Annotated in this window: 21 protein-coding genes and 1 pseudogene; 9 read left to right on the plus strand and 13 right to left on the minus strand. The window is 57.5% G+C overall.

What is annotated here, in order from left to right; all coding sequences use genetic code 11:
• Window positions 1-337 precede the first annotated feature (337 nt).
• The 13 genes from ACP7D9_RS28355 to ACP7D9_RS28415 all read right to left on the minus strand — a co-directional run bounded on the left by ACP7D9_RS28355 (window position 338) and on the right by ACP7D9_RS28415 (window position 7,923).
• Window positions 338-727, minus strand: a complete 390-nt coding sequence (locus ACP7D9_RS28355) for an antiterminator Q family protein (protein ID WP_076565708.1) — start codon at window positions 725-727, stop codon at window positions 338-340.
• Window positions 724-1,008: a hypothetical protein gene (locus ACP7D9_RS28360; protein WP_426160284.1), complete on the minus strand. Its 285-nt coding sequence runs from the start codon at window positions 1,006-1,008 to the stop codon at window positions 724-726. The genes ACP7D9_RS28355 and ACP7D9_RS28360 overlap by 4 nt, the downstream gene beginning before the upstream one ends.
• Window positions 1,005-1,640, minus strand: coding sequence for a hypothetical protein (locus tag ACP7D9_RS28365; RefSeq protein ID WP_426160285.1), 636 nt, complete (start codon window positions 1,638-1,640; stop codon window positions 1,005-1,007). Before ACP7D9_RS28365 ends, ACP7D9_RS28360 begins: the two co-directional genes overlap by 4 nt.
• The gene (locus ACP7D9_RS28370) at window positions 1,637-3,031 is read right to left on the minus strand and encodes a replicative DNA helicase (protein WP_426160286.1); all 1,395 of its coding nucleotides are present in this window, start codon (window positions 3,029-3,031) and stop codon (window positions 1,637-1,639) included. The genes ACP7D9_RS28365 and ACP7D9_RS28370 overlap by 4 nt, the downstream gene beginning before the upstream one ends.
• Window positions 3,028-3,858: an ATP-binding protein gene (locus ACP7D9_RS28375; protein WP_426160287.1), complete on the minus strand. Its 831-nt coding sequence runs from the start codon at window positions 3,856-3,858 to the stop codon at window positions 3,028-3,030. Before ACP7D9_RS28375 ends, ACP7D9_RS28370 begins: the two co-directional genes overlap by 4 nt.
• Window positions 3,842-4,606 carry a hypothetical protein gene (locus ACP7D9_RS28380; protein ID WP_426160288.1) on the minus strand — a complete coding sequence of 255 codons (765 nt, stop codon included), beginning with the start codon at window positions 4,604-4,606 and terminating at the stop codon, window positions 3,842-3,844. Before ACP7D9_RS28380 ends, ACP7D9_RS28375 begins: the two co-directional genes overlap by 17 nt.
• Window positions 4,603-4,836 carry a hypothetical protein gene (locus tag ACP7D9_RS28385; RefSeq protein WP_426160289.1) on the minus strand — a complete coding sequence of 78 codons (234 nt, stop codon included), beginning with the start codon at window positions 4,834-4,836 and terminating at the stop codon, window positions 4,603-4,605. Before ACP7D9_RS28385 ends, ACP7D9_RS28380 begins: the two co-directional genes overlap by 4 nt.
• Entirely contained in the window at window positions 4,833-5,486 is a 654-nt protein-coding gene (locus ACP7D9_RS28390) for a hypothetical protein (RefSeq protein ID WP_426160290.1), read from the minus strand. Before ACP7D9_RS28390 ends, ACP7D9_RS28385 begins: the two co-directional genes overlap by 4 nt.
• Window positions 5,483-6,247, minus strand: a complete 765-nt coding sequence (locus ACP7D9_RS28395) for a BRO-N domain-containing protein (RefSeq protein ID WP_426160291.1) — start codon at window positions 6,245-6,247, stop codon at window positions 5,483-5,485. The genes ACP7D9_RS28390 and ACP7D9_RS28395 overlap by 4 nt, the downstream gene beginning before the upstream one ends.
• Window positions 6,244-6,516 (minus strand): hypothetical protein, encoded by a 273-nt coding sequence (locus ACP7D9_RS28400; protein ID WP_426160292.1) that lies wholly within the window; start codon window positions 6,514-6,516, stop codon window positions 6,244-6,246. Before ACP7D9_RS28400 ends, ACP7D9_RS28395 begins: the two co-directional genes overlap by 4 nt.
• The gene (locus ACP7D9_RS28405) at window positions 6,513-6,758 is read right to left on the minus strand and encodes a hypothetical protein (RefSeq protein ID WP_426160293.1); all 246 of its coding nucleotides are present in this window, start codon (window positions 6,756-6,758) and stop codon (window positions 6,513-6,515) included. Before ACP7D9_RS28405 ends, ACP7D9_RS28400 begins: the two co-directional genes overlap by 4 nt.
• Window positions 6,755-7,114, minus strand: a complete 360-nt coding sequence (locus ACP7D9_RS28410; RefSeq protein ID WP_426160294.1) for a DUF3077 domain-containing protein — start codon at window positions 7,112-7,114, stop codon at window positions 6,755-6,757. Before ACP7D9_RS28410 ends, ACP7D9_RS28405 begins: the two co-directional genes overlap by 4 nt.
• 473 nt (window positions 7,115-7,587) lie before the next feature.
• The gene (locus ACP7D9_RS28415; protein ID WP_426160330.1) at window positions 7,588-7,923 is read right to left on the minus strand and encodes a Cro/CI family transcriptional regulator; all 336 of its coding nucleotides are present in this window, start codon (window positions 7,921-7,923) and stop codon (window positions 7,588-7,590) included.
• 61 nt (window positions 7,924-7,984) lie between these two features.
• On the opposite strand from ACP7D9_RS28415, the gene ACP7D9_RS28420 reads away from it, so the two are divergent.
• From ACP7D9_RS28420 to ACP7D9_RS28460, 9 genes and pseudogenes are all read left to right on the plus strand, one after another.
• Window positions 7,985-8,761: a LexA family transcriptional regulator gene (locus tag ACP7D9_RS28420; protein ID WP_126359956.1), complete on the plus strand. Its 777-nt coding sequence runs from the start codon at window positions 7,985-7,987 to the stop codon at window positions 8,759-8,761.
• Between the two features lie 128 nt (window positions 8,762-8,889).
• Window positions 8,890-9,270: a LuxR C-terminal-related transcriptional regulator gene (locus tag ACP7D9_RS28425; protein WP_126359954.1), complete on the plus strand. Its 381-nt coding sequence runs from the start codon at window positions 8,890-8,892 to the stop codon at window positions 9,268-9,270.
• A gap of 87 nt (window positions 9,271-9,357) precedes the next feature.
• Window positions 9,358-9,546 (plus strand): annotated as a pseudogene (gene csrA / locus ACP7D9_RS28430) (carbon storage regulator CsrA); the annotation flags it as partial.
• Between the two features lie 179 nt (window positions 9,547-9,725).
• Complete coding sequence (locus ACP7D9_RS28435) at window positions 9,726-9,995, plus strand: hypothetical protein (RefSeq protein ID WP_426160295.1); 270 nt, start codon at window positions 9,726-9,728, stop codon at window positions 9,993-9,995.
• The gene (locus ACP7D9_RS28440; RefSeq protein ID WP_426160296.1) at window positions 9,992-10,204 is read left to right on the plus strand and encodes a hypothetical protein; all 213 of its coding nucleotides are present in this window, start codon (window positions 9,992-9,994) and stop codon (window positions 10,202-10,204) included. The genes ACP7D9_RS28435 and ACP7D9_RS28440 overlap by 4 nt, the downstream gene beginning before the upstream one ends.
• Window positions 10,197-10,790, plus strand: coding sequence for a hypothetical protein (locus ACP7D9_RS28445; RefSeq protein WP_426160297.1), 594 nt, complete (start codon window positions 10,197-10,199; stop codon window positions 10,788-10,790). The genes ACP7D9_RS28440 and ACP7D9_RS28445 overlap by 8 nt, the downstream gene beginning before the upstream one ends.
• Window positions 10,787-11,323, plus strand: coding sequence for a hypothetical protein (locus ACP7D9_RS28450; protein ID WP_426160298.1), 537 nt, complete (start codon window positions 10,787-10,789; stop codon window positions 11,321-11,323). The genes ACP7D9_RS28445 and ACP7D9_RS28450 overlap by 4 nt, the downstream gene beginning before the upstream one ends.
• Window positions 11,324-11,482: 159 nt before the next feature.
• Complete coding sequence (locus ACP7D9_RS28455; protein WP_426160299.1) at window positions 11,483-12,679, plus strand: Arm DNA-binding domain-containing protein; 1,197 nt, start codon at window positions 11,483-11,485, stop codon at window positions 12,677-12,679.
• Window positions 12,642-13,490, plus strand: coding sequence for a hypothetical protein (locus ACP7D9_RS28460; RefSeq protein WP_426160300.1), 849 nt, complete (start codon window positions 12,642-12,644; stop codon window positions 13,488-13,490). The genes ACP7D9_RS28455 and ACP7D9_RS28460 overlap by 38 nt, the downstream gene beginning before the upstream one ends.
• Window positions 13,491-13,657 lie beyond the last annotated feature (167 nt).

The raw sequence follows: 13,657 nt of genomic DNA on the forward strand, positions 1-13,657 counted from the left end.
GTCCCCACGCTGACTGTTTCCCCTGCACGTTTCCGCCGGGCTTTGATCATTCGCATAACGTGCGTGTCTTCCCACGCTGCCCGCCAGTGCCACCCCGCAAGCACAATCGAGGACTAGGGTGCGTTGGCTGCCGGTGTTCTTCTGTAACGCGTGACAAACCGGCGATACCGCGTCCAGGCCCCGCCCGAAGGCCCACCCTGGCTATGGCTAACGCCCACATCAAATTTTTGGCACAAAAAAGCCCGACGCAATGGCCGGGCTTTGTCTGCTGTGTCGCGCTTGAAAAGCTGAACACGGTGCCATGAAAACAGGTGTTTATCCGCGTGGAAAGATTTTTTTACGCAGCCTCTCGAACTCGCTCCAGTGCGCAGTCAACCCAAGCAACACCGGCCTTGATCACTTCCCTCGCTTTGGCTTCCCCAATCCCGGCCGCCCGAGCAATTCGCAGAGCAGGCCACTTGGCTCCGAAGTAAAGCCAGATGAAGTCGCCCATCTGCGTATCTCGATTGATCAGGCGGGCAACCGCACCGTCGACGATCAGCGCCAGGTCATCAGTCAGGCTGTATTCCTTCACACCGCCAGTGCACGGCGTGTTGTCTCGGATCAGGGCATACAGCGGCGACACGTAGCTCGGCACTCCCATGCCGTCCATGCGCCAGAAGCCCCACTGCTCCAGAAGCCATTCGGTATCGCCCAGCGCCTTACCCACGTACGTTCGTTTTTTCATGCTGCCTTCCTCGGGTTTGGCTCATCCATGCCGAACAGCTCCCGCAGCAGCTTGTCAGCGATCTTGTTTTTTGCGTTGCCTTCGGTGATCCAGCGCCGGGCGAAGTCCTCGAAGCCCAGATTGGCGCGGGACGCGTGCCAGTCGGCAATGATGTCCATGAAAGCCGCCGAGCCGATTCGGCCATTGGTCTTTTCCAGCAGCAGGCGATTGCCCTGTTTCAGGAACTGGCACTCGACTGGGGTCAGGCTTTTGCGCGGCAGCGCCGCCGTTACGTTGTTCATAGCGTGGCACTCGAGACTTTCAGATATTCGTTGGTATTCATGTTGTTCCGGGCTTGGGCGGAAAGCGCGAGGTTCCACGCTCGATACGCGGCCGCCGGCGAACTGCCAATGCCCATCCATGGCCTGCCTTTGGCAAAACAGCAGTAGGTGGAATCGCGGCCGATGATGGTCGCCTTTGGCGGGCGCCCAGTAAAAACAGTCTTCCGGTGGCCCAGCCAGTCCTTGACCGCGGGCCAAATGATTTGCTGCTCTGCTTTCGAGAAGTCCGTCTTACCGTTGTTTTCATGCACCTCGGCAAGGCCGTAGTCCTCGTTCGCGACCCAGAGCCGGAAACCGCTCGGCACGTGCAGGATGTCGTACCCCTTCCGCGCCCAGGCCCAATCATCTGGAAAGTCACGGATCGAGGCGGCAATGCGCTCGGCTTCCGGGTATTTAGGTGCCTTCACCACTACTGCACCTTTCGGGAGGACGATTGCGCTGCCCGGTTCTAACAATGGCGGCTTTGAAACCTCGCAGTTGGTTGCTTCGTCAGTAGTCGCGCAAGGTTTCTCCGGCGGGCATTGCCGCGAACTGGTGAGATTTTCAAATTTAAAGCCGGTCAATCGACGGAACATCTGTTTCATCTCGATCATGCTTTTTTCCTCCCCTTGTACTGTTCGGAGAAGGGGCGAGCGATCTCCACCTCTTCTTGGGTGGGCTCGCGGCCCGCAAAGTTTACGAAACGGCCAAATTGACCTTGGCGCTGTACCAGGCATGAGCCAGCTTCCGCCTGACGTCCCTTGTCGAGGATCAGCTCAGTAACTCCCTGTTCTCCCATTTCAGACTCTCGGTCGTAGTGCACCAAGATCACCGCGTCCGCATCCTGCTCGATCTGGCCACTCTCCTTGAGGTCGCTCGCTTGCGGCTTCTTGTTGGTCCGATTGGTGGGGCCACGGTTTAATTGAGCAAGCACCAGTATCGGAATCGCGAGCTCTCGACTGAGGTTCATGATTGCGATGGACACCTTGGCCACCGCATCCGCCCGGTTCTGCGACTTCCCATCACTCCCTACGATTTGCACGTAGTCGATCATCAGGATGTCCAGCCCGACCTCGCGCCGAAGCTTGAGCGCTTCGGCGCGAATCGCCGGCATCGTCAGCCCGGGCGTGTCCAGCAGGTAGAGATCAGCATCTTTGATTTTTCCGGCCGCGACGCCGATCCGTGTCCACTCCTCCTGCTCCAGGCACTTGACCTCATCCATCCGGCGCAGATCTACGCCGCCCAGACTCGCGATCGTCCTCAGCGTCAGTTGCTCGCCCGGCATTTCGAGGCTGACAACCAGTCCTACGCCGCGACCTTGGGTGGCAACGTGATTCATGATCTGCAGGCCCAGCATCGTCTTGCCGCTACCAGGTCGGCCCCCTATCACGACCATCGATTTCTGGCGAAGGAAGCCAATCAGCTTGTCGAGATCCGCAAGCCCGGTGGATAGCTTCGGTGGCGCTCGATCGTTGAGTACGTCGTCCATGTGGTCGAGCACCGCCGGCAACACGTCACTCATGCGCTTGTAACCGGCTTTGCCGGATGCTTGCAGGTCTCGCAGGTCTGACAGCGCCAGGCCGCACTGATCAAGGATTTCATCCGCCGGAAGATCATCATCGACGCAGGTGTCAACGATGCGCCCGAGGTCACGAAACTGGCGCACCAGCGCCCACTTCTTAACGGTCTGGGCGTAACTCTTCCAGTTAGCAGCTGACGGAACACCCCGGCAAATATCGATGGTGTATTGCAGGGTGGATGCCCCGCTTGGCAGGTAGCGCTGTATTGACCCGAGAGTCACTGCGTCAACTGGCATCCGCTGCGCATGGCAGTCGCAAATCACATCGAACAGCGCCGCGTTATCTTCGTGCCAAAAGTCTCCCGACTTCATCTGCAAAACGATCTCGTCCAGCATTCCGGCGCTTTGATTGAGCGAGGCAATCATTATCGCGCCCAGCACGCCCTGCTCCGCCTCAAGGCGGTAATACCTATCCTGCGGATTCATACGCGCCCCCGTGCCGAGGCCCAGGTGAAGCCGACCAGCAACGCGCTGTTCTCACGCAGCCGATCCAGTGCCCGGGCACCAATGTATTGCTCGAGGCTTGGTGTCGATTTACCGTCTGCCCCCTGTTTCGACGTGGCCGGCAGGTTGGAAATCAGCACGGTCGGCTTGACCAGGTTGTACCGGCGGTCAAGCACCTCATGCAGGACCGACAGCTCGTAGTGAGTGCCAGCCTGGGCGCCAACCTCATCGATCACCAACAGGTCGAAACTCGCCAGTTCGTTGATCACGTCGCCCTCGGTGTACCCGGCATTTCGGTCCATCGAGCGCTTGAAGACGCGGATGATTTCGGAGGCGGTGGTGATCACCGCCACGGCCCGGTGCTGGCGTATGACTTGCTGGACGATGCCGCTGGCCAGGTGCGTCTTGCCGTTACCGACGTTCCCGCACAGCAGCAGGTTGCGGCCCGCCTGGAAATGTTCACCGAAGTTGTCGGCGTAGCCCTGGCAAGTTTCCAGCGCCAAGGTCATGGCTGGTGTCGGGGTCCGGTAGGTCGCGAGAGTGCTATCGGCAAACCGAGGGGTGATGCCAGAGCCCACAAGCGCGCTGTTAACGCTTTCCGCTTGCAGGTTGGCCAGCGCCAGCAAATGCTCCTCACTGGAGCGAGGCGCTACGCGCAGGCCGTGGAACTGGCACTGCTTGCACGGGCGCACGGCCATAGATCCATCGAACTGTTCAATTTCGGAGCGATCAATCGCGCCGTGGACCGGGCAATCGCCGGCGAAGGTGCGCTGCTCAGGCTGGCGGCGGAAATTAGAACGCTGGGCCATTGCCGCCTCCTTGGTACATTTCTTCGGTGTGCTTGGGAAGGTCGGTATAGGCCGAATTTTTCGCAGCGGACGCCGGTACCAACTCGTCCGTCCAGCGCTCTCCGTTGAGCCAGGTCGAAGCCATCGGCACGTATTGCCCGTCGTCCTTCGTCCAATCTCGGGAAAGGCGGTGACTGCCCAATGCGGTCATCAGGGTTTGTCGTAGTTCGGTGCTTGGCTTGAGCTTGTCCCAGGCCTTGCGAGCGTTCGCCTTGGCTTTTTTGTTCGGGTACAGCTTCCAGAACATTTCAAAGGCCTCAGCTAGCCCTTCTTCGCCCATAGGTTTTTCAATACTTACTGCTTTATTCAGTTCTTGTTTATCTTCAATACTTACTAGTGTCGGATTTGCCGTATACGGCTGAGCCGTTTCCGGTGAAGCCGGATACGGTTCTTCCGGAAGCGGTGATTCGGACACCAAATAATTGATCTCGCCCAGCACGCCCGAGTCAGAGCGACCCTGGTGGCGACGTACGTAGCCGGCACTGATCAGCTCTTGCAGGAGGCCGTAAACACCGTCCCGGCCGGTAGGTTTCGAAGACTTGGCCGTCTCGCCACGCAAGTGCGCCACAGAGATTTCCCAGTGGTCGGGCTTTCCGAGCAGGAACACCAGCACCCCGCGTGCTGCCCAGCTAAGCCGGCGGTCCTCACTGATCGCTTTGTTCAACAGATAGAAGTTCCCCTCGGGGCGAGGGGCGCGAATGATGCTCATAGATCCAGCTCCCCAGTCACACGACGAACGAAGGCGTCATAAGGTTCAGCCATCACCAGCCCCTGATCCTCCAGCGCTTGGCGGAGCGCTTTCGCCGATCCGTACATCACCCAGCGATCACGCTCTGGCAGATGGCGGCAGTTCGAATAGCTGGGCCAGGGGCCGGCGACCACCTCGGCAGTGGCTGGCGAAACTACCGGGATTCCGGTAGTTGTTTTGGTGGTGGTCATTGGGGTTTACCTCCTCTGACTACCGTCAGCGACGGCGGCAGCTTTGGACCGAATGGCGCACCTGGTGCAAACGGATCAGGCAACAGATCACGAGGGCACTCCTTGAGGAAGTCTGAAAAAGCAAGGTGGCAAGCATTGAACAGCGGCGTGTCGTTCCACTCTTGCCCCCGGCGGGCAGCACTCTCCTCAACCGCATGACCAAACACCAGATCCGAGACCGACGTGTCCCCAGCCTTCCTTGCCTTCTCACGCTCGACAATGTTGACCTCCAGCAGGTCGCACAGGCGGTCAAAGCCCAGGCCTGCCGTGAGCCCCTCGGTGTCCAGCATCAATGATCGGCCAAAGGCAGCCAGCACTTTTCGCAAATCATCAAGCTGCTGCTTGCGATGCTGACTTGATTGCTCCTGGAGCTCATGGATCTTGTTTGCGGTGAAGGGAAGGTGATGACGCAACTTGCCCGCTTCGCGACGAAACGCTCGTCTCTCCGAACTGATTGCATCGAAACGCTCACTGAATACCCGACAGATACGGCGTGTAGTTATGAGACTGGTGCTCATGCTGGCGCCGGGCTTTTGTGCTATGCGGACGAGTTCGCGCACCAGATTGAAGCCGGCGGGTAGCTGCTCGGTATTGCTGTGTGGTGTGTTCATGAGGAAGTCCTCTGGCGCAGCTTGAACCGGCCTTGCTGAATATCGGGGTGGGTGGCTCGCTCGGCCGTGACGAAAGTGCACTCGTCAACGAACCGGTCGAAGCGACGGGTGATGTCGGCTGTTGGCCAGATCGCGTATGGCTGGGCGCCGTCGTCGGCGTGGGCACTGCGCACCATGGCGAACGGCAGTGGCGCGCCGGGGACATCGCGCATCACGGCGTTGACCACCCACGGCGGGATGCCATGGCGCAAGTTGATACGCTCGCGGATGGTGGTCATGGATTCGAAGCCGGCCGGCCGCGAGTCGAGGTAGCGGACGCTCTCGACCTGGGCTACACGGTTTTCGATACCCGCCACCGCTTGCTCGGTCTGATCTTGGCGGCGCTCCATGTCCACCAGCAGCTGGGCGTTAGCGAGCAATTGCTCGGCCGGGCTCAATTTTCGTTGGTAGCCACCGGTCTTGCGGATGCTCGGCAGCACCTCGCCCACCACCCACTCTTCGAAGGCCTCCGCCGCTGGCATCTTCGAACGCATGATCAGTCGGTAAACATCCCGCTCAGGCATGATTTTCGTCATCTGGTCGCCGCCTGCGGAAGGGATGAGGATTTCCCTCACTCCCTTGCAATGAGTGCGGACCGCCTCATGAGGGTTCGAGTACTCGAGGAGATCGGCGACATCCTTGGCGACAAACCATGGCTCACCCTGGGCATCGGTGATCACGCGGATCTCAGCGCCGCTGAAATTGAAGGGGGTCAGGTTCATTGAACACCTCCCCCGGCGTTCTCGGACTTGGCAATGAGCGTGGCGAACTCATCACCACGGTTCATCAGCTCGCTGCCGATCAGGCGCAGGCCTGCCGCCAAGCCACCAACCACGTAACCGTCAAGTGCCTGGTCGCACAGCTCCGGGTCATGGGCGCCCACTGTGCCGATGAACTTCGCCAGCGCATCAACGAAGTAGCCGGCCTGACTCATTGCCTCGGCCTCGATCTTGAGGCGACCAACGGAAATCCCAACAGGAATCGAAGTCATGACCGTACCTCCGCAGCTTCTGCGTCAAGCATCTGCTGCTCGAGCGTCGAGTACAGGGCGTAGGTGATGAACTCAAGCGCCAGCAGTACCCCGTATTCCTCGTTCGGTGAAAGGGCACGTTCCTCGGCGGTGTCGCCCGTCCCATGGTTTTCGCGAAGCAGTTTCGCCAGGTGGTAAGCACCAAGGCCTGCCCGGTGGTTGCGCTGCGCTTCAATTACGTCGATCGATACCGGCGCGCTCATTGGGCACCGCCTTGGCTTTTGGCATGCATCACGGCATTGGTAGTTGAGTCCACCAGAGCTTTCGAGACCTCAACCATAAGGCGGAGGCCGTAGATGGCGTTCGTTTCCATCCCTTCATCAGTGAGCGCTGTCATGATTTCATCGACCGCGCCGAGCAGCATCGAGGCTGAATTCAAAGCCTCCTCGCAGTCTTGCCCGGCCTGAACAGCAAGAAGAGGACGCGAGTGAATGCCGTCTGCGCTGACGCTTTGGTGGTAGAAATCCGAATGCGTGGTGAGCATCTGCTGTTGCATCCGGTTATGTCCGGTGCTATTTTTCGGGTGCGTCATATCGTTCTCCAGAACGAAGAAGTACATATAACCACTCGTCCTACCGAGTGGCGTGATAAGCCCGCCTCCTACAGCGGGCTTTTTGTTGCCCGGAGAAAAGTCAGCCGGACAGCAAAAACTTGGCGGGGGCGTGCTGGCTCATGCCGTATTCCTTTTCATTGGGCAGGCAAAAGCCAACCAGTGGAAGTCGCTCAACAGGCCCTGGCGAGGGCCTTCCCTTTTCACCCGTATTGTGTAAATCCGTAAGGTACCCATGAATCGAGGGCCTCAGGAGGGGCGAGTTTTCGAGTACGCATGCCAGCGGCATTATGTAATTCCTCCGAAATTTCCTGCCTTACCTAGGTAGTGCTTGGCAACAACCCCCGATAAGGAAAGAAAATTTCGGCATAGAGCCATTTGGCTGAAACCACACACGATTTGGCGGTAATGGCATACAAATAGCTCAGGAAACCGCGCATGCGCGGAATCATTGACCTGAGCGCATGCGAAAACTTTCATACTCACTGCCCAGCACTGGATAGATAAACAGATGGTTCGTCAGACTCTTCAAGCGGCAATGAGGCGCGTATCTTTTGGCTCATGGTCGGGGCAACACGAGGATTTGAGCTGAGCCGCGATGGAAAGCTCCTGGTTTCAAAAGCGGTAAACCTGCCGTCAGCGTGTTCGATGACAAAAACGTCGCGGCCAACGCGTAATGCCTTGCTCAGCGCACCTTGGGTAATTCCCAAAAGAGACGCTGCCTCTGGTTGGCCGCGAGCCTTCGCGAAATCTTTCAGCTGGGTATGTTTCACAGCAAATCTCCAAACAGAACTTTGCCAAAATAGTACCTTTGGCATTTTCACAAAGCAATACCTTTGGCATTTGTTAAACTATTACCGATGGGAATATTATCGACTGATGAAAAAACCATTACCTGCTGACCGCAAAGAAGAATGCCTACGCTTGAAGGCAATTTTCACAGCCAAAAAGAAACAGCTGAAGCTGACTCAGGAAAAACTGGCTGAGCAACTCGGTATCAACCAAAGCTCTGTCTCACACTATCTGAACGGTGTGAATCCGCTGAACACCGAGATCGCGGCTGCATTCGCCAAAATTTTGGATGTGCCGGTTTCTGACTTCAGTCCGCGTCTAGCGGCGATCATCGAGATGGTTGCGTCGTCGCGCGTCACCGCAGACTCATTTCGAACAACCTGGGCTAAAGCCGCTCGCATCATTGATGCCCCGCCACGCGAGCAATATGTCCTGATACCGCAGTATTTAGACGATAACTCTTTCGTTCCGAACGTGAACGACGAACATCGCGGGTTGACCGAGGGCATGGTGTTCAGGCGCGGCTGGCTCCAAGAAATGGGAGTTTCGTTTAGCAGTCTCAACATCGTTTACGCCGGCGACGACAGTATGGCCCCACATATTTTGTCCGGCGACGTGGTCATGATTGACACGTACAAGCCGGCCCTAAAGGATGGTGAGGTCTATCTCGTCCGCATGCCTGATGGTAGGACTAGCGTCAGGCGGGTAGCGCAGCAAATTTCTGGAAACTGGACGCTCAGATGCGACAACCAGGACAAGCAGCTATTCCCCGACGAGGTGATCCCGAGTTCAGCAGCCGTCGATCTCCCCTTGATAGGAAGAGTGGTATGGCGCGGAGGGAGTGTGAGGGTATCCAGACCCTAGTCGCAAAAAGCCGCCGCTGTTGAGCGGTTTTTTTTGCCCAGTTAAAATTAATATTGCCAAAGGTATTTACATAAATAATTACCTTTGGTAATTTTTACTCCATCGCAGCCAGCATGGAGCTTCACGAAATGACCACCAGCACTCTGACCGCCGGCAACTGGCAGGGCAACCTCAAGATGGGCCTGGCTCCTCGGGAGCTTGAAGCCACCCTGTGGGCTGCTGCCGATATGACGGTGAAGCAAATTGGTCGTGCAATGAGTATCAGTCCAGCCACCGCTGAAAAACGTCTTGAAAGCGCCCGCTTCAAGCTTGGTGTCAAGACGATGCGCGGCCTTGTGCTGGAGGCATTCAAGCGCCAGATCATCGCGCCCCTCGTGGTCCTGCTGTGCTTAGTGATGACTGCCCAGCAAGCTAACACCGAACAGTTTGGGCGCATCCGCCGCCCAGGCGAGCGCCGTATTGAAACCCGCGTGGCCGTGCGCCGCATCGAGGTTGCCCTCACCGCTTAACCCAACCTGATTTTCGCGAAAGCCAACACCGCGGCCGGGCTTCGCTCGGCCTTGAGAAAGCTTCTCCCAACTCAAAGGAGCAGGACCATGTTGATTCTTACCCGCCGATCTGGCGAGACGATCCGTATTGGCAATGACGTCAGCGTCACTGTTTTGGGTATCACTGGCCAGCAAGCGCGCATCGGTATATCCGCGCCGGAGTCGGTCGCAGTGCACCGTGAGGAAATTCACCAGCGCATTCAGGCAGGTATTCCGAAGGATCAAAAGCCGATGCACATCGACGATCGCGTCCGGATGCTCAACGCCGAGCCGGCCTTCCTCACGGTCGTGTTCAAGCTGCCGAGTCTGAGCGAAGCGAAAGCCCTGCTCGAACACTTGCCTTTCCGTGAAAAAGCCCTGGGCACCGAAGCAGAAGTATTCGGGTACTCGGCCGGCAATCTGATGGAGAGCACCCCATGCGAGCAATGATCATCGCCGCCCTGCTGCTGATTGCCGGCCAAGCCGGCGCCAGCGAACAAGTCATCAGCGTCCAGCACGACAGCGAACGCGGCGTTACCTGCTGGATTCTGAACAACACGGGCATCAGCTGCTTGCCGGATAGTTCGCTCCCACAGAGCGGCTCTGCCGAGCGTGAGGCAGGCAGGGCGTCTCAGGCCAGTTCAGTGACTGAGAAAAAGCCTTCGGTAGCCACTCCGCTCCCACAGGATGAGAGGTTCAATCTATGAACAGCCCGAACAGTTTCCTGGAACGCGACCGTGAGAGCGTCACCGCGGGTAACGAGTTTGCAAGCCTGGGCGCCCGCCTCGTTCGTTTCGGCCAGGCGCTTCAAGAGCCCAGCACCACTGTCAGCGAGCTGGGGCGCCTAGCGCAGGCCTGCGGCATCAATTTTAAGTTGCGCGTAGCCGCCGACTCGCAGGAGCGTTCGCATGAATGAGCCGATGACCGCTAAGCGCAACCGCATCCGCTGCCACACTCCTGGCTTTACCCACTCCCCACAAAAGTGCGGTGGTCATGGTTTCGCCAAGGCGTTCGGTGTACGCCTCTTCGTGAATGATCTTCAGGGCCTCGGAGTAAACACCGACAAACAACTGAGTAGCTCCTTTGCGGGAAAGACGGACTTGGACATCTATGATGATTCCGCCATCCAAGACCTCACTGTGCGTTCTGTGGTGAAGCTCGCAATCCGCCCACATCCAAAATGTCGATCCGCGATGAGGCATTTTCGTCGCACTCCTTGTTTACGAGAGATTGTTGACCGCAAAAACAGAAGCTGTAGATACCTCCACTCTTTTGGGACGTCAATGGATTCTTACAAACGTTACAGGTGTAACGTTTTAGTAGGGCTGTACAGCCGTCGCGACGCCACGCGTGTGACCGATCCCGATCAGCGAGGCCTTGCCAATCATGAGGCGATCACCAGCGCGACCGAGCGGTTCTTGAACGAGGACACCGGCAAGTTCTACGGGCGCACCGATGCGCTTGTGGCGGAGCTGGCAGCAATTGCAGGAGGTGGCGTATGAGCGCCGATCTGAAGAATCTGAAATCTGAGCTGCTGATGGCGATCGAGAAAGCTGAGCATAAGCCAGGTCAGTGGGCGGAAACAGCACAGAGCATGGGAGGCATCTGCTCCCCCGGTAAGCCTTTCAAAGTCGGGGAGGCGTGGGCGAAGGAACTTCCATGGGCCAGTTTCAGTTTCAAGCGCGACTCTTGGCTGGCAGTGGCGGCTGTAAACGCGTTGCCTGCGATGCTCGCGAAGATCGACGAACTCATGCTTCGGGCCTGTTATTGGAAGCAGCGCGCCAAGAGTGCCGAGGGGCATTTGTTCGCCAGCGATTTCGAGGCGGCAGCCAAGGCGCTTCACCGGAACGTCAGCCTGTCGAGCATCCCGTGGGGAGAGCTAAGCGGCTGTCAAAAAGGCAAAGTTTACCGGGCGACTCTGGCTGTAATTGTTGCCGTCAACGAACGCCGAGATGCTCGCGCTCCGCGAAATGCAGAAGAGGTCGCGACATTGTCCACAGATAACGAAAACGTGTCGCGACACGATGAGCGGTGAAGCCATGCGCTACGTGACCGTCAGGAAATTTGCCAGCGAGTCTGGCTACACAGAAGACGCGATCCGCTCAAAGATCCGTGACGGGATCTGGCGGCTCGGTGAGATATGGATCAAAGCGCCGGATGGCCGGACGCTTCTCGACATAGAAGGATATGAGTCATGGGTAGAGGCGGGCGGGGAGTTCGGGCAGTCTCCGATTCGAGCATCGAAATCACGTTCATGTATCGGGGCGTCCGGTGCCGCGAGCGGATCACGCTCAAGCCCACCGCCACTAATCTGAAGAAAGCCGAGCAGCACAAGGCAGCGATCGAGCATGCGATATCGATCGGCACCTTCGATTACTCGGTGACCTTCCCTGGCTCGGCCCGGGCGGCGAAGTTCGCGCCCGAGGCCTCCCGCGAAACCGTGAACGGCTTTTTGACCAGGTGGCTCGAGGCGAAGAAGAAACACGTCGCGAGTAGCACGTTCGATGGCTATCGAAAGCTGGTCACCCTTCGCCTGATCCCCGCCTTGGGCGACACCATGCTCGTGGATCTGAAGCGGAAGGCAGTAAGGGACTGGCTGGACACCCTGGAGGTGGGCAACAAGACACTCAGCAATATCCAGAGCTGTCTCCGCTCCGCGCTAAACGATGCGACTGAGGAGGAACTGATCGAGCAGAACCCGCTAGCGGGTTGGACTTATACGCGCAAGGCAGCGCCGCCAAAGGAGGATGACGTCGATCCGTTCAGTCCTGAGGAGCAGCAGGCGGTGCTGGGCGCCCTCACCGGCCAGGCGCGCAACATGATGCAGTTCGCCTTGTGGACTGGCCTGCGCACCAGCGAGCTCGTTGCGCTGGACTGGGGTGATATCGATTGGCTGCGGGAAGAAGTCATGGTGAGTCGCGCAATGACCCAGGCAGGGAAAGGAAAGGCCGAGACGACGAAGACCGCGGCAGGCAGGCGCAGCGTGAAATTGCTTCGTCCTGCGATGGAAGCGTTGAAAGCGCAGAAGGCGCACACGTTTCTCGCAGATGCTGAGGTGTTTCAAAACCCGCGCACGCTTGAACGCTGGGCGGGTGACGGACCGATACGCAAGACGATGTGGGTGCCGGCGATGAAGAAAGCTGGCGTACGGTACCGACGGCCGTACCAGACTCGCCATACCTACGCCTCGATGATGCTGTCGGCTGGTGAGCATCCGATGTGGGTCGCCAAGCAAATGGGGCACTCCGATTGGACTATGATCGCAAGGGTATATGGACGATGGATGCCTTCTGCTGATGCGGAAGCTGGAAGCCGTGCCGAACAAATGTGGGTGACGGAGGATGCGCAGGCCAATGAAGAAACCAACGGAAGGATATTGCATTTATCTTGATGCAATTAGTTCTGATCTTAGCCTCGAGCACATAATTCCAAAATCGTTGGGAGGTCTCGATGATTTCTCGATCTTGGCGGACAAGAAGTTCAATAACAGTACCGCTTCAACAATCGATGCGGGCTTGGCAAACGACTTCTTGATGCTGTTCGATAGAGACAGACAGAAAGCAGCAGGTCATTCAGGCACGCACCCGGAACCACGCGTTAAGAAAGCGACGTTAGAGGACGGCACCCCTGTTCAAGTTACCTTCGCTGCATCAGGTTTGAGAATTTACAAATTACGTGAGCGCAGGTACTTAACTGACCACGAAAGATCCGGTCGAACAATCAGCCTAGAGGGGGTCACCATTCATCTAGACGCTGACCTGAAGTTCGTTGCGAAGGTCGGATTAGCTGCCGGTTTTTTTGCATACGGAGACCTGTTCCGTGAGCAAGTCCAGCATTCGGAACTGAGAAAAATCGTTAATGCTGAGCATTTAAATCAGATTACCCCTGACGTGCGCGTGCACTGTCGCTTTCCCTCCGAGCAGGAACTTGAAAGCGAGGCTCTAGAGATTTTCAAGTTGGCCACCGAAAGTGTCGAGTGTTCGAGCGTCTTGTTGATGCCGGGGAAAGGCTGCTTTGGTATAGCTGTAGGGGTTCTTGGAAATTTCATGGGAATGATAAACGTGAAGGCAGACATCGCGGGCTTTCCAAATACAGGCGCGTATGACGCGGGTCATTGCATCTACTTGCAGAATGGCCGGATGTATCGAAATTCGCTGCGCCATGTGTTCAAGAAGCTCGCCGACCACCTCGATTCGAAATGACAGCAAAATGTCAGCATCAGCGCTGAAAGCCTTGCACTGTAAGCCCAAGACGGGGGTTCAAATCCCCCCGGCTCCACCAACTCGATAAAGAAGACGCCTCAGGGCGTCTTTTTTTATGCCAGCGAATCGTTGAATTAACCCTTGATCGCCCTCAAGCGGCATAGAAC

The organism is Pseudomonas sp. TSRC2-2 (genome assembly GCF_049897785.1).
Classification (GTDB): domain Bacteria; phylum Pseudomonadota; class Gammaproteobacteria; order Pseudomonadales; family Pseudomonadaceae; genus Aquipseudomonas.